Raw genomic sequence first — 13953 nt, 5'->3', positions numbered from 1 at the left:
TAGGCGGGGATGTACAGGGGCCGGGGCCGATCAATCGATCAGCACGAAGCTCTTACGCACGGTCTCCTGGATCTCCCACACCCCGGTGCTGTTGGCCGGCAGCATCAGCGCGTCGCCGGCGCGGATCTCGATGGGCGAACCGCCGTCCGGGGTGAAGGTGCAGCGGCCGGCGACGAAGTGGCAGAACTCCTGCTGCACGATCTGTCGCCGCCAGCGCCCCGGGCTGCATTCCCAGACGCCGGTCTCGACGCCATCGGCGCGCTCGACGCTGTGGCTGCGGGTCGTCGCCAGCGGCTCGCCGAGCGGCACGGCCACCGGGGTCGCGTCGCCCAGCGCCTGCGTGGCGGTGTTTTTGAAGTGGGTGATGTTCATCGGCTGCTCCGCGGTCATTGCATGAAACTTTCCATCAGGCCGGCCAGGCGCTGCGCCAGGCGACGGCGCCAGGGCGAGCTGTCGAGGTCGGCCAACACCCGGTCTTCGTGGGCGAAGCTGCGGATGATGGCGTTGTAACCGAGCCAGCGGCAGGGTTCCGGCTCCCAGCTGGGCAGGCTGGCAATGGGCGAATCGGCCTGCACCCAGGGTTGGCGGGTCAGTTCGTTGTCCTGGCCGAGGATCAGCGCCGCCAGGGTGCGACCGCCCAGGTTGCTGGCGCCGACGCCCTCGCCGCCGTAGCCGCCGGACAGGGCGATGCGACTGCGCGTATCGCGCAACATGTGCGGGCGGAAGCGGCGCGCCATGCCCAGGTTGCCGCCCCAGGCGTGGCTCAGGCGCGCGTCGCGCAGCTGCGGGAACAGCTCGCCGAACAGGTTGCGGCGCAGTTCCCGTTCGGCCTCGGTGAGGTTGAAGTCGGTGCGCAGGCGCCCGCCGAAGCGGTAACCGCCGCGGGCGCCGAACACTAGGCGATCATCGGCGCTGCGCCGGCCGTAGGTGACCTGGCGGCTGGCCTCGCTGAAGGCCTGGCCACGCGCCAGGCCGATCTCGGCCCAGACCTCCGCCGGCAGCGGCTCGGTGGCGACCATCAGGCTCTGCACGGGGAGCTGGTGGCGGCCCAGCGGCGGCAGCTCGGCGGCGTAGCCCTCCACGGCCGGCACCAGCCAATCGGCGCGCACGCTGCCGCCGGCGGTGCGCAGCAGCCCGGGTTGCCAGTCGAGCGCCCGGCTCTGCTCGTAGAGTTCGACGCCCATGCCCTCCACGCAGCGCGCCAGTCCCCGCGCCAGCTTGGCCGGCTGGAGGGTCGCGCAGTGCGGGCTGTAGAGCGCGCCGTAGGCATTGGCGATGCGCAGCTGCTGGCCCAGTTCGGCAGGTTCCAACCAGCGGTAGTCGGCCTCGCCCAGGCCCGCCTCGCGCAGCTCCTGCAAGTGACGGCGCAGCGCGGTCCGCTGCTCGGGATAGCGCGCGGCGCAGTAGAGCACGCCGCCCTTGCGCAGGTCGCAGGCGATACCCTCGCGCTCGGTGACCCGCGCCACCTCGTCGGGAATGCCGTGCAGCAAATCGACAGTCGCGCGCCGCGCGGCGGCCGGCAGGGCGGTCAGCATGCGGTCCTCGCCCAGCAGGCCACCCATCAGCCAGCCGCCGTTGCGCCCGGAGGCGCCGAAGCCGGCGATCTCGGCTTCGAGTACCACGATGCGCAGCTGCGGCGCCTGGCGCTTGAGGTAGTAGGCCGTCCACAGCCCGGTGTAGCCGGCACCGATTATCGCCACATCGGCCTGCAGCTCGGCCTGCAGGCTCGGGCGCGCTGCCAGCGGCTCGTCGAGCTGGTCCATCCACAGGCTGATGTCGCGCCAGTCGTTCATCGCCGTCTCCACCAATCGATCCATGGACGCAGAGTAGTGAGGCGGCGCAGGCTTTGTCTTACGTGCGGGCCCGCGTGGAAATTTTCTGCAGGTAGGCCCTGGGCGTCATGCCCATACGCTCGCGAAAGCACTTGTAGAAGGCCGACAGCGAGTTGAAACCGGCGGCGAAGGCCAGCTCGTCGATGCGCCCCAGGCCGCCGCCGGCCTGCAGACCGTCGAGCAGGTACTGCAGGCGCGCCTGATTGACGTAGCGGTAGAAGCTCTGCCCCAGCACCTGGTTGAGCAGGTGGGAGATCTGGTTGCGGCTGTAGCCGGTGGCGGCGGCCACCTGCTGCAGGTCCAGCTCCGGGTCGAGGAAGGCCTGATGACGCAGGAAGTAATCCTGCAGGTCTTGGGCCAGCACGCTCAGCTGGCGGGCGGACAGGCCCAGGCGGCTGGTGGCCGGACGCGAACCGCCGCCCGCGCCACTCGGTCGCGCCTCATGCACCAGGGTGGCGTATTCGTTGACCCGCCAGATCAGCCCGTCGCACACCGTGATCGCCTCGCCGGTGCGGAAGGAGGCCAGCCCGCCGCTGCCCTGCAAGGCGAAGCGGTACTGAAGGAAGGCGGTATGGCCGTCGATGCGGATGCGGTCGACATGCTCCAGCAGCTCGCCTGGGCCACGCGGCAGGTTGTCGGCCACGTACTCGCGCAGCTCGGCCAGGCGCATGCTGCGCTGCTGGAAGAAGTCGTTGTACTCGATGTCCGGGTGGTAGAGCGCCAGCACCGCCTCCAGGTCGCGTCGCTTCCAGCTGAGGTGATAGCGCAGGATGGTCGCGCGGGTGCGCTCGCTCTGCGCGGCGTCGTCGGGGAAGTCGCTGTCGTGCATGGGGGAACCCGGATGACGGAAGACCTGCAGCTTGCCGCAGCGGCCCGCCCGGCTCAATGGCGAGCCAGGCAACAGGTGTGTGTCCCGCTTGCCACAGCGCCGCGAAGCTCAGAGGGCACCAGCCTCCCTCTTTTCAATGGCTGACCGGCTCAAGCACAGAGCGATGGCGGCCATTAGCCGCTGAGAGCTGCCTGACCACCTTCGCGCAGCACGGGAACCTCCACGCGCAGCACGATGCCGCCGCTCAGCGAGCCATCCAACTCAAGCACCTGTTCGACGCACAGGCCCTCCCAGTCGGGGCTGACGCCCAGTTTGGCGGCCTGCTTTTCCATGCCCTCCAGGGCGGCCAGATAGCCCATGTCCGAGACGATATAGCACTCGCAGGTCAGGTATTCGCCGGCAGGAATCAGCTTGTGTTTAGGGCCGTCGGCGCTGGCTGGGCACCAGCTGCCGAACCACTGCATGCAGTCTTCCCAGGGCACATCGAGCAGCTTCACCGGGGTGAGGATGGCACGGCTGTAGAGCTTGTCGCCCAGCCGCTCGCAGAGCTCTTCGAAGCCGATATCCGGCAGGGTTTCCAGGCGTAGAGCGCGCTGGTCGAAGACTTCCAGGCGGCAGGGCAGGTTTTCCGCCAGCTGGATCTCCAGCGGCGCTTGATCCGCCGACACGCGATGCGCCAGCGGTTCGAGCACGCTTCTGAGCTGCTCTAGCGTGCCGCTCTGGCCGATCACTTTGATGGCTTTGGCGGTGTGCTGCAGCTCGCGTTGCAAGGCCTTGGCCAGCGCCTGCGAGGAGGAGAAGCCACAGGCCAGGGCGATATCGATGATTTTTTTCTGTGGGCTGTCCAGCAGCATGGACACCGCCCATTGCAACTGCAGGCGGCCGAGGTAGCTGCCGGGTGTTTCATGAAACACCCGGGTGAACTGCCGGTGGAAATGATAGGGCGAGATGGCGCTGCGCTTGGCCACCTCCTGCCAGGCCAGCGCCGAGCCTGGCATCGAGTGCATGAGTTGCAGTGCGGTCTCGAACCGTTTGCGCTGGTGACGCGGCAGTTTTTTCAACAGCGCGTACTCCGGCGCCAGCATGTAGGGGGCGGCATTGCGCATCTGCTCTTGCTCCAGGAGCCACGGGTCGTCTGTGGCTACTATGCGCAGCGGCGCGGCGAGGGGCAATGTCATGGCGTCGCTGCCGCCGGCACAGGTTGGGCTTGGCGCCGACTGCTGAGGCCGAGCAACACGGGGATCAGCACCAGGGTAATGCCGGTGGCGAACAACTCGCCAAACACCAGCGATACCGCCGCCGGTTTGAGGTACTGGGCCTGTTCGCTGGTTTCACTGAGCAGCGGCAACAGGCCGCACACGGTGGTCACGGTGGTGAGGAAGATCGCGCGAAAGCGGTTGCTGGCGCTGTTGATCAGCGCCTCTTGCAAGCCCATGCCGGCGCGATAGTGCTGGTTGAAGTGAGTGATCAGCACCAGCGAGTCGTTGACCACGATGCCGGTCATGGCCAGCATGCCGAACATCGACAGCAGGCTGATCGGCAAGCCCATCAGGCCGTGGCCGAAGATCGCCCCGGCGAAGCCGAAGGGGATCACCGCCATGATCAACAGCGGCTGCCAGTACGACTTGAGCGGAATCGCCAAGAGGATGTAGATCAGCAGCAGGGTCAGCAACATGGCCTGCTTGAAGCCATCCTGCACCTCGTCGATTTCCTCGAACTCCCCGGCAGCGCGGATGCTGACCCCGGGGTAGCGCGCCTCGATCGTGGCAATCTCGCCCTGCAGTTGTTCCAGCGTGCGCTCCGGCGCCTGGATGTCGCGGTTCTGCCGCCAATACAGGTTGACCACCTGCTCGCGGTTGCGCCGGTACAAGACCTCGGGTTCGCGCTCGACACGCAGCTCGGCCACATCGCCGAGGCGCACGGTTTGGCCGTTATCCAGGAATACCGGGGTACTCAGCAACTGCTCGGTGCTGCGCCGCGCGCTGGCGGGGTAGCGCAGAATCAGCTTGGTCTCCTGGCCGTTTTCCAGCAGGCGGTGGATCTCGCGCTGACCGAAGGCCTCGCCGGCCAACCTGGCCAGGTGATGTTGGCTCAGCCCGAGCCGGCGGCCAAAGGCGTTGAGCTTGAGGCGGATTTGCGGCTGCCCGCCCTGGCCATCGTCATACACATCGGCTACTCCGGGCAGCCCAGAGAGCTTGGCTGCCAGCGCTTGGCTGGCCTGGCGGGCCAGGCCACGGTCCAGGGCCGCGATGCTCAGCAGGCTGCCGCCAGCCGGCGACTCGGCGGCGGCGAAGCTCACCGCGTAAGCGCCTTCCAAGGCGCCAGCCTGCTCCCGCCAACGCTGGAGCAGCAGGTTGGCGGGCAGACGGCGCAGGGCTTCATGGCTGAGCTCGGCGGTCACTTCGATCTCGCCATAGCCGTCGGAATGGCCCAGCAGGTTGACCAGCAGCGGCTGCGCCAGGGCGTATTCCTGCGCCAGCTCGCCGGCGATCTGCTCGGCGCTGCGGGTCAGGCGGCTCAGCGCCTGGGCTTGCAGCGCCAGGGGGGCGCCGTCCTGCAAGTCGACCCTGGCGGTGAGATAGCGGCCGGGGATCTCGGGGAAAATCGCGCTGCGGATCGCGCCGCTGCTCCACAGCCCATAGGCCAGCAGGATAAAGGCAGCGAAGCCGAGCAGGGTGGCGGCGCTGTGCTTGAGCGCAGTGCTCAACAGCGGCCGATACACGCGGCTGATAAAACCCTGCAGGCCATCCTGCGCGCCACGCTGCACGCGGCGTAGCGCGCGGGGTATGCGCATGTCGCCGCTACACAGATGCGCCGGCAGGATCAGCTTGCTTTCCAGCAGGGAGAACAGCAGGGCGAAGATCACCACGGCGGAAAACCCGGCCAGCACTTTGGCCAGTTCGTTGTTGATCCACAACATCGGTGAGAACGCGGCGATAGTGGTCAGCACACCGAGCACCGTGGCCACGGATACCGCGCTGACGCCCTGCAAGGCGGCCTCGGCCGCTGAGCGCCCGGGGCGCCGCTGGGCGTAGATGCTCTCGCCGACCACCACGGCATCGTCGACCAGAATGCCCAGCACCAGGATGAAGCCGAACAGGGTGATGTCGTTCACGCTGTAGTCGAACACCTGCATCGCACCGAGGGTGCCGGCCAGCGCCAGGGGGATGCCCATGGCCACCCAGAAGGCCAGTTTCAACTCGAGAAACAGCCCCAGCAGGACGATGACGATCAACAGGCCCTGCCAGGCGCTGTCGCCCAACAGGCCCAGCTGTTCGCGGATATACGGCGCCATGTCGGCCATGGTGGTCAGGCTGATATCCGCCGGTAGCAGGCTCTGCTGGCGGGCCAGGGTTTCGGCGATGGCCTCGCTGATCTGCAGCAGGTTGTCCTGCTGGGCGGTGCTGACCAATAGCGCGATGGCGGTCTGGCCGTTATTGCGCACGATCGCCCCGTCGTCTTGGAAGTCGCGCCTGACACGCGCGACCTCGCCCAGGGTCACCGTTCCCTGCGCGCTGCTGTGCAGGGCGATGCGGCTGAGTGGCTGCAGGCCATCGGCGTAGCCGTCGCCGCGCAGCAGCAAGCGCCCGGCGGCATTTTTCAGCTCGCCGCTGCGGGTTTCCAGGGAGTTGCGGGCAATCGCCTCGGCGACCTGCTCCAGGTTCAGACCAAGGTCTTGCAGCTTGTCGAGGTCGGGCTCGATCACCAGCAACGCTTGGCGGCTGCCCAGGTTGGCCACTTTGGCGATGCGCGGGTGCTGCTTCAGGGCCAGCTCGACTTGCCGAGCAATGGGTTGCAGGGCGCTGTTGTCCCGCGGGCCGGAGACGATGACGAAGGCGGCCAGGTTGGTGAACTCCTCGCGAGTGATCTGCGGTTTTTCCGCCTGCTGCGGCAGGCCTTCGATCGCGTTGACCTGATTGCGCACGTCCTCGAGCAGCTTGTCCAAGTCGGCCGCTGCGGTCTTGCGTACCCGCACGCTGGCCATGCCGGCGCTGGACTGGCTGACCACCTGCTTGATGCCGCCGATGCCGCTGATCGCCGCCTCGATGCGCTGAGTGATGCTCTGGTCGATCTGCGCCGCCGTGCCGCCGGGGTAGGCGACGTTCACCACCAGACTGCTGGGGGCAATCTGCGGGAACGACTCGACCCGCAGCTGCCCCAGCGACAGCACGCCGGCGACCAGGATCGCCACCATCAGCAGATTGGCCGCGACCGGGTTAGCGATAAACCAGCGGCTGAGGCTGTTCATAGCTCGCCCTCCACCGGCGTCACCGCTTGCCCCGGCAGCATGGACGGCAGGGGATACAGCACCACCTGGCGCGGTTCGCTCGGGGCATCGGCGAAGCTGACCCAGACGCTATCGGCGGTGTGCTGCAGGCGCCGGATGCGCTCCTTGACCAGGTGCGCGCCTTGCACCGTCCAGACCTCGTCGTCGCGGGTGAGTGCGCTCGCAGGCAGCCGCATGGCGCTGCGCTGCTCCGCTAAACGCAGATGCACGCTGACCTGCTGGTTGGGCAGCAGGCGCGGTGCGCGCTGGTAGGGGTTGTCGACCCGCAGCACGACCTCGCGCTGGCGGGTAACCTCATGGGCCAGCGGCGCCAGATAGCGCACGCTGGCCGGCCAACGGTGCTGCTGGCGGTCTTCCAGGCTGATCTGCGCCTGGTCCAGCGCGCCAGACAGGCGTTGCCATTGGCCATCGCTGAGCGGCAGCTTGACGTCCAGGCTGTCGCTGGCGGCAATCTCGAACAGCACCTGGCCCTGCTCGACATGCTGCGCCGGGCTGACCTTGCGCTGGAAAATAACCGCATCGTAGGGCGCGCGAATCTGCGCATCGGCGAGCAATTTTTCCACGCTGGCCACGCTGGACTGCGCCTTGCGCAGGGCGATCTGCGCCGCGGCGACTTGCGGCTCGCGGCGGCCGAAGGCGGTGTTTTGCTCGCCACGCAGCATTTTCAGCGCGACGGTCTGCTCGAGCCGGGTGCGGGTCAGTTGCAGTTTAGCCTCGGCCACCTCGCTCTTGGCCTGCGCCAGCTGGGCCTCCAGCAGGGTGGTGTCGAGGCTGGCCAGCAACTGATCCTTGTGCACCAGGGTGCCGGGCTCCAGGCCATCGGCCAGCCAGCTCAGTTGTGCACTGCTGCGGGCCTTGAGCTCGCTCTGCCAGCGCGCGGCGGTGGTGCCCAGCAGGGTGAGGGTCGGGGCGAAGGCTTGCGCGCGCACCGCCACCACCGTCACCGGCGGTGCGGCAGCGGCGAGCGGTTTGGCGCTGATCGGCGCCGGTTCGCTGATGATCACCGCGGCGATGGCCGCCAGCAGCAGGCCGATAGCGCCGAGTAGCGGCAGGGCGCGGCGCATCCTGGGATTACTGTGCATTGAGTCGCTCACGGATGTCAGTCAGGCGCGAGAGGGTCTGCAGGGTGATCGGCAGCAGCAAGGCCGCTTCGACGAACTCCAGCGAATAGGTCACCACGGCAAAGAGTTGCCCGGCACTGGGTGCGTGCAGCTGGGTGGTCAGCAGCAGGTTGCTCAGCACAAAGCCGAACAACACCATAAACACCAGGCCGTAGAGCGCCGCCTCGGTATCGGAGAGGCGCACCTCGCGGTTCTTGAGTTTGCGCAGGTGCGTCTGCAGGCCACTGGGGGTTAGCGCGCTGAGCACACCGACCTGGCGCTCGACCTGGCTGTTCAGCCGGGCGTTCAGGCGAATGAAGCTGCGGTGAAACAGGGCATAGATGCCCAGCATCAACAGCCCCGCCAAGCCGGCGCTCAAGGCAAGCCAGGGGCTGAAACTGGCCAGTACGACCAGCGTTACCAGCAACTGAATGATCGCGGTGAGCAGCGGCGGCAGCTCGTTCTCGAGGAAGTCGACCAACTCGCGGGACATGCCCAAACGGGCATTGCGGGTCGTCACCGGGCGCTCGCGCAGGCGGCTGTCGGCATCCAGCCCCACCTGGATGCGAATCTCGCCATAGATGCGGGTGTCGTAAATGCGCCGCGCCACCGCCACCCACACCAGGGCCGTCACCACCCCGGCGAGCACCAGCACATCGTGATACTGGCCAGCCATCAGGCTGTCTATCGAATAACCAATAAACAGCGGCAGCAGCGCCATCAGCAGGTTCTCGACCACCACCAACAGCCAGGTGATGCTGATCTTGTATTTGTGCCCGGCGACAATGCTGGTCAGGGAAATCGCTTGCAAAGCACTCACGCTACGGCCTCTGAATCGGATCAGAGGGGATTGTTGCGTGGCTGACGGTGGAAAAAGTGTCTCAGCTTGCTGTTCCTGGGCACCAAGGCCCCGAGGTCAAGGTGCCGGCCAGCGATAGCCGGCACAAAGGCTTACTTCCGCGGTTTCGCTCTGGCCGTCGGCTCGGCGATCAGCGGGTCGTCCGGCCAGTAGTGCTTGGGGTAGCGGCCCTTGAGGTCCTTCTTCACCTCGGCATAGGTGTTGGCCCAGAAGCTGGCCAAGTCCTGGGTCACCTGCACCGGCCGCCGCGCCGGCGACAACAGGTGCAGCTTGACCGGCTGGCGGCCGCCGGCCAGGCGCGGTGTCTCGGCCAGGCCGAACAACTCCTGCAGGCGCACCGCCAGCACCGGTGGCCGCTCGCCGTAGTCGATGGCGATGCGCGAGCCGGACGGCACCTGCAGGGCGCGCGGCGCCAGCTCGTCGAGGCGTTGCGGCAGCGGCCAGGGCAGCAGGCCGTGGAGGATGCCGGCCAGCTCCAGATTGGCGAAGTGACTGAGGCGAGTGACCTTGCTTAAGAATGGCTGCAGCCAGTCTTCCAGGCTGGCCAGCAGCGCCGCGTCGGACAGGTCCGGCCAGTCGCTCTGGCCCTTGGCGGCCAGGTCGAGCTCACGCAACAGCCGCACCCGCGCCTGCCACTGGCGCAGCTCCGGAGTCCAGGGCAGCAGCGCCAGCCCCTTGCGCCGCACCAGCCCGAGCAGGGCGCGGCTGCGCTGGGCCTCGTCCAGATCGCTCAGGGGCTCGCGGCTGAGCACCAGCTCGCCGACCCGACGCTGGCGCTCGGCGCGCAGCACGCCTTCGCGCTCGTCCCAATCCAGCACCTCGATTTCACCGACCTGCTCGGCCAGGACCGAATCGAACAGCGCCGGTTCGAGGTCGGCGGCCAGGTAGATGCGTTCCTCGCGCTGGCCCTGGCGGCTGCCCAGGTCGGCCAGCACCAGCCACTCGTGTTTCATCAGCGCATCCGGCTCGCCGAACTGCGCGGCGCGGCCGTTGGCCAGGCGGTACTCGCCCCCGCCGTCGCGCCGCTGGCGGGCGACGCGGTCGGGATAGGCGAAGGCCAGCAGCGCGCCGAGCCAGCGCGGATGTTCCGGGTCGGCCACCGCCTCGCTCGGCTGGCCGCGCAGGTAATGACGGAACTGCCGGGCCAGCTGGCGCACCCGCTGCACCCCGCCTTGGCCGGCACTCCGGTGGGCGCCGCGCGCGGCCTTGCTCTCACCCGCCAGCAGGGCCAGGCGGCTGTGCAGGTCGGCACCCGCCCCGCCGCGCAGGATGTCGCGCTCGCCGAGCAAGGCGGCGAGATCGCAGGCCAGTGCACCGAGGCCGAGGGCCTGGCCACGCAGCAGCAGATGGGCGATGCGCGGGTGACTCGGCAGCTCGGCCATGGCCTGACCGTGAGCCGTCAGCGCGCCGCGCCCGTCCAGGGCACCGAGGCGGCTCAGCAGATCCCGGGCCTGGGCGTAGGCGGCCGGCGGCGGCGGATCGAGCCAGACCAGCTCATCCGGAGCGACGCCCCAGCGCGCCAGTTGCAGGGCCGGGCCGGCCAGGTCGGCCTGGAGGATTTCCGCCGCCGAGTAGCTGGCCAGCTGCTCGTGCTGGGCCTGGGACCACAGGCGGTAGCACACGCCCGGCTGCAGGCGCCCGGCGCGGCCGGCGCGCTGGGTGGCCGAGGCGCGGGAGATGCGCTGGGTGTCCAGGCGGGTCATGCCGCTGCCCGGGTCGAAGCGCGGCACCCGCGCCAGGCCGGCATCCACCACCACCCGCACGCCGTCGATGGTCAGGCTGGTCTCGGCGATATTGGTGGCCAGCACCACCTTGCGCGTGCCGGGCGGCGCCGGCTCGATGGCCGCGCGCTGGGCGCCCAGTTCCAACTCGCCGTGCAGCGGGCACAGGCGGATGTCGTCGCGCCCCTCCAGGGCCTCGGCCAGCTGCTGGTTGACCCGGCGAATCTCCGCCTGCCCGGGGAGGAACACCAGCAGGCTGCCCGGCTCGTCGGCAAGCGCCTGCAACACGGTCTGGGTGACCCTCTGCTCGATCCGCTCGCCGGCCTGCCAGGGCTGGCCCCAGCGGATGTCCACCGGGTACATGCGCCCCTCGCTGCGCAGCACCGGCGCCTCGTCGAGCAACGCCGCCAGGCGCTCGCCCTCCAGGGTCGCCGACATCAGCAGCAATTTGAGCGGCGGCTCGCCGCTGTCCGTCCCGCGCCCCGCCGCTTCACGAAATAGCGCGCGGCCGTTGAGGCACAGGGCCAGGGCCAGGTCGGCGTCGAGGCTGCGCTCGTGGAATTCGTCGAAAATCACCAGGCCGACGCCCTCCAGGGCCGGGTCTTCCTGCAGGCGGCGGGTGAGAATGCCCTCGGTGACCACTTCGATGCGCGTCCCGGGGCCGACCTTGCTGTCCAGGCGGATGCGGTAGCCGACGGTCTCGCCGACCCGCTCGCCCAGCTCGCTGGCCAGGCGCTCGGCGGCGGCGCGGGCCGCCAGTCGACGCGGCTCGAGCATGAGGATGCGCTGGCCGGCCAGCCAGGGTTCGTGCAGCAGGGCCAGCGGCACGCGGGTGGTCTTGCCGGCGCCCGGCGGCGCCTCCAGCACCGCCTCGTGGCGGCCGGCGAGGGCCTGGCGCAGGTCGTCCAGCAGGGCGTCGATAGGCAGGGCAGTCATGGGCACTCCGGGTCAAGGCGGCGATTATAACGGCGAACCGCGCGCCTGCCCGCAGGGTCCAAGCGGCAACGGCAAGCGTCGCAGCGGTATTGCCACAAGCGGCTTGCTATAGTTGCGCCACCCTCATAAGGAGATGCTCGATGCCCCTGCACACCCGCATTGTCGGCGGCGTTCTCGCCGTCACCCTGTTCACCCAACTGAGCGCCTGCGGCACCCTGTTCTTCCCCGATCGCCGCGGCCAGATCGAAGGCAAGGTCGACCCGGTGGTGGTGGCCATGGACGCCATCGGCATCCTGTTCTACGTCATCCCCGGGCTGATCGCCTTCGGCATCGACTTCGCCACCGGCGCCATCTACCTGCCGAACGGCCAGTACTCCATGGCCCCGGACACCCTCAAGCAGGCGGTGGACGCCGAAGGTCGCATCGACAACGCCAAGCTCAAGGCGCTGATCGAGCAGCACACCGGCCACAGCCTGCCGCTGGACGACCCACGGCTGATCCGCCACAGCGGCAGCGTCGAGCAACTGGCCGCCTTCGGCCTGGCCCCGGCGGCCTAAGATGCGCAGCCGCCCGGCGCAGCGCCAGCCCGTCGGGGCCTCTGAGCCGTGAAACTGACGGCGCACCAGGCGCGCCTGATGCGCCTGGCCACCGCCGCGGCGCTGGCCACGGCGCTGACCCTGGCCCTGGCCAAGGCCATCGCCTGGTGGCTGAGCGGCTCGGTCAGCCTGCTCGCCGGGCTCACCGACTCGCTGCTCGACGGCGCCGCCTCGCTGCTCAACCTGCTGGCCGTGCATTACGCCCTGCGCCCGGCGGACGAGGACCACCGCTACGGCCACGGCAAGGCCGAGGCCCTGGCCGGCCTCGGCCAGGCGTTGTTCATCGCCGCCAGCTCGGTGCTGGTGGCGGTGCAGGGCGTCGAACGCCTGCTCGAACCGCGACCGCTGACGGCCGAGGCCCTGGGCATCGCGGTGATGCTGCTGTCGCTGGCGCTGACCTTCGTCCTGCTGCTGTTCCAGCGCCACGTGGTGCGCCAGACCGGCTCCACCGCGATCCACGCCGACTCCCTGCACTACCGCTCGGACCTGCTGCTCAACGGCAGCATCCTCCTGGCCCTGGTCCTGGCCCGCCTCGGCTGGCCGCAGTTCGATGCGCTGTTCGCCATCGGCATCGCCGGCTACATCCTGTGGAGCGCCATCAGCATCGTCCGCGAGGCGGTGGCGGTGCTGATGGACCAGGAGCTGTCGCCGGAGATCAGCGAGCAGATGCACGCCCTGGCCTGCGGCGTGCCGGGGGTGCTCGGCGCCCACGACCTGCGCACCCGCATCTCCGGCACCCGCTGGTTCGTCCAGCTGCACCTGGAGCTGCCCGGCGAGATCAGCCTGGCCCAGGCCCACGCCCTGTGCGTGCGGGTGGAGGCGGCCATCCGCCGCGAGTTCCCCCGCGCCGAGGTGCTGGTGCACGCCGACCCGACCGAGGTGGTCGAGCACTGACGGCCGGCGCATGCCGGCGACAGGCAAGAAAAAGGGGAGGCCTCGCGGCCTCCCCTCTGTAATGGTGTCCTGTACTGGCGATGATGTCGCCGCTTTCGTCGCCCGCCTGGTTGGGCAGTGCGGACCCGGGTGCCGTGGCGGCCCGGTAGGGCCGGCGGCGCCGGCGCACCTGATTGGGCGTGCCGGGTGGACGAGTCGTCCGGGCCGTGAAACTGAGGTAAAGATTAAGGCAACGGCCGCGACAGAGGATTGCTAATATTGCTCAATAGAGCATGCCTTGCGCAATTTTTAACTATCCAGGCATGATTTAAAGCAATCCAAAAAGAAAAGCCGCGAAAACATGAACAGACTCGACCGCTACGACCTGAACATCCTCGCCGAACTGCAGCGCGACGCCACCCTGTCCAACCAGGACCTGGCCGAGCGCATCGGCCTGTCGCCCTCGCCCTGCTCGCGCCGGGTCAAGCAGCTGCAGGACGACGGCTATATCCAGGGCCAGGTGGCCCTGCTGGACCGCAAGCGGCTCGGCCTGACCCTCACCGCCTACGTGCTGATCGGCATGGACCGGCACACCCCGGAGCGCTTCGAGCACTTCCAGGAGTCGATCCGCCAGTGCCCGGAGGTGCTGGAGTGCTGCCTGGTCACCGGCATGGACGCCGACTACCAGCTCAAGGTGGTGGTACCGGACATGGACCACTACCAGAAATTCCTCCTCGGCACCCTGACCCGCATCGACGGGGTGTCCAGCGTGCGCTCGAGTTTCGTCCTGCAGCAGATCCTTTCCAGCACCCAGTTGCCGCTGCAGCACCTGCGTAGCTGAGGCGTTGCAGCTCGGTTAGTACCTGGCGGGCCGGGTGCGTATAATCGCCGCCCGTTGCGTATTCACCGCCATTGTCCG

At 68.6% G+C, this 13953-nt stretch carries 11 protein-coding genes; 3 read left to right on the top strand and 8 right to left on the bottom strand.

Annotated features, from left to right (window positions below; translation table 11 throughout):
• Positions 1-30: 30 nt before the first annotated feature.
• From ACSX1C_RS19190 to hrpB, 8 genes are all read right to left on the bottom strand, one after another.
• Positions 31-372, bottom strand: coding sequence for a cupin domain-containing protein (locus ACSX1C_RS19190; protein ID WP_439887444.1), 342 nt, complete (start codon positions 370-372; stop codon positions 31-33).
• 14 nt (positions 373-386) lie between these two features.
• Positions 387-1793: an NAD(P)/FAD-dependent oxidoreductase gene (locus tag ACSX1C_RS19185; protein ID WP_439887443.1), complete on the bottom strand. Its 1407-nt coding sequence runs from the start codon at positions 1791-1793 to the stop codon at positions 387-389.
• 58 nt (positions 1794-1851) lie between these two features.
• The gene (locus ACSX1C_RS19180) at positions 1852-2661 is read right to left on the bottom strand and encodes a helix-turn-helix domain-containing protein (protein ID WP_439887442.1); all 810 of its coding nucleotides are present in this window, start codon (positions 2659-2661) and stop codon (positions 1852-1854) included.
• Positions 2662-2834: 173 nt separating this feature from the next.
• Positions 2835-3839 (bottom strand): helix-turn-helix transcriptional regulator, encoded by a 1005-nt coding sequence (locus ACSX1C_RS19175; RefSeq protein ID WP_439887441.1) that lies wholly within the window; start codon positions 3837-3839, stop codon positions 2835-2837.
• Complete coding sequence (locus ACSX1C_RS19170) at positions 3836-6910, bottom strand: efflux RND transporter permease subunit (RefSeq protein WP_439887440.1); 3075 nt, start codon at positions 6908-6910, stop codon at positions 3836-3838. Before ACSX1C_RS19170 ends, ACSX1C_RS19175 begins: the two co-directional genes overlap by 4 nt.
• Positions 6907-8031, bottom strand: a complete 1125-nt coding sequence (locus tag ACSX1C_RS19165; protein WP_439887439.1) for an efflux RND transporter periplasmic adaptor subunit — start codon at positions 8029-8031, stop codon at positions 6907-6909. The genes ACSX1C_RS19170 and ACSX1C_RS19165 overlap by 4 nt, the downstream gene beginning before the upstream one ends.
• Positions 8021-8869, bottom strand: coding sequence for an ABC transporter six-transmembrane domain-containing protein (locus ACSX1C_RS19160; protein WP_439887438.1), 849 nt, complete (start codon positions 8867-8869; stop codon positions 8021-8023). The genes ACSX1C_RS19165 and ACSX1C_RS19160 overlap by 11 nt, the downstream gene beginning before the upstream one ends.
• 131 nt (positions 8870-9000) lie before the next feature.
• Complete coding sequence (gene hrpB, locus ACSX1C_RS19155) at positions 9001-11565, bottom strand: ATP-dependent helicase HrpB (protein WP_439887437.1); 2565 nt, start codon at positions 11563-11565, stop codon at positions 9001-9003.
• 140 nt (positions 11566-11705) lie between these two features.
• Between hrpB and ACSX1C_RS19150 the strand changes: the two genes are divergently transcribed.
• The 3 genes from ACSX1C_RS19150 (at position 11706) to ACSX1C_RS19140 (ending at position 13875) form a co-directional block, all read left to right on the top strand.
• Positions 11706-12122 (top strand): polyribonucleotide nucleotidyltransferase, encoded by a 417-nt coding sequence (locus tag ACSX1C_RS19150; RefSeq protein WP_369958693.1) that lies wholly within the window; start codon positions 11706-11708, stop codon positions 12120-12122.
• A 78-nt stretch (positions 12123-12200) separates the two neighbouring features.
• Entirely contained in the window at positions 12201-13055 is an 855-nt protein-coding gene (locus ACSX1C_RS19145; protein WP_439889444.1) for a cation diffusion facilitator family transporter, read from the top strand.
• Between the two features lie 340 nt (positions 13056-13395).
• The gene (locus ACSX1C_RS19140; RefSeq protein WP_318643597.1) at positions 13396-13875 is read left to right on the top strand and encodes an Lrp/AsnC family transcriptional regulator; all 480 of its coding nucleotides are present in this window, start codon (positions 13396-13398) and stop codon (positions 13873-13875) included.
• Positions 13876-13953: the final 78 nt, after the last annotated feature.

This window comes from Pseudomonas sp. MBLB4123, from assembly GCF_051904775.1.
In the GTDB taxonomy this organism is placed as follows: Bacteria; Pseudomonadota; Gammaproteobacteria; order Pseudomonadales; family Pseudomonadaceae; genus Aquipseudomonas; species Aquipseudomonas benzenivorans_B.
The sequence above is the reverse complement of the archived record's forward strand: the minus strand, read 5'-3'. Positions and strand labels throughout refer to the sequence as shown.